Annotated in this window: 1 protein-coding gene; it reads left to right on the forward strand. The window is 53.3% G+C overall.

Translation table 11 applies throughout. From position 1 onward, the window contains the following. Positions 1–190: 190 nt before the first annotated feature. The coding region (locus tag ACF8EA_RS23885; RefSeq protein ID WP_392523497.1) for an IS110 family transposase at positions 191–1,143 on the forward strand (953 nt) is incomplete at its 3' end.

Here is a 1,143-nt window from a genome sequence, read left to right on the forward strand (position 1 = left end):
TGAAGGGGTGGTGGGACTAAATGCCCGATTCTGACTGTTACGAGCAGTACAGACCGTGGGAGACATCGCCCCACCCCTTCCACCAAAGCGCCGATAAAGAATGCATCGTTTGCAAGCGACGATAGAAGCAAGCCAGCGCCTCTTGGTGAAAGCCCCTCAAGCCGAAAAACCATAACTTGGAGAGCCGCCGATGGCAATGCAGGTAGTGAAGTCGATCATCGGAGCGGACGTTGCAAAAGCTGAATTGGTGATCCATCACGAGGAGCGTGATGAGATCATCAAGCTGAAAAACTCTAAATCTGAAATCAATAAGTGGCTCAGGCAGCAGCCACTGAACACGGCTATCGCCGTTGAAGCGACCAACATCTATCACTTGGATCTGGTCGAGCTAGCCCATGGCATGGGCTTCGATGTTTATGTCATTGATGGATTTCAACTGAGTAACTATCGCAAGAGTGTTGGCGGCCGAGTCAAAACTGACCCGTCCGATGCGCGGTTACTGTCCCGTTTTCTGAAAAACGAGGGTGAGGATCTTCGCCCTTGGACCCCGCCTCCCGCCGTCTACGGCAAGCTGCAGAGCCTTCTTCGGCGCAGGGCTGCGCTGGTATCGGCACGTACTGCAATGACGCAGAGCTGGGCTAACGAGGGCCTGTTGAAAGCGGCCTTCGAAACCTTCGTCAAGTCGATAGAACGGCTGGACTTGCTGATACAAAAGAAGATCAAAGAAGTATTGCGAGAGGCAGGGCTGCTTGAACAGGTTATTCGCTGCCAAGCCGTGGAAGGTATTGGTTTTCTCACAGCGTCAGCACTGGTAATGGCATTTATCAGAGGCGAATTCAAAAGCAGTGACGCTTACATCGCCTTCTTGGGGATGGATCTGCGAGTGAATGACTCCGGGCAAAAGAATGGACGCCGCCGCCTTACAAAGCGAGGCTGTTCGGAGATCCGTCGTTTGTTGCATAACGCAGCGATGTCGGCCAGTAGGTCAGCTACCTGGAAAGACGTGTATGAGCAGTATCGGAGCAACGGTAAAGCAACGACTCAGGCACTAGTGATCTTGGCTCGCAAGCTCGCTCGCGTCGCATTCGCCCTGATGCGAGATCAGGGCGAATACGTCACCAAAAGCCGCAAATTGGCTTGCTG

The sequence above is a fragment of the Pseudomonas sp. YQ_5 genome (assembly GCF_043103305.1).
In the GTDB taxonomy this organism is placed as follows: Bacteria; Pseudomonadota; Gammaproteobacteria; order Pseudomonadales; family Pseudomonadaceae; genus Aquipseudomonas; species Aquipseudomonas putida_Y.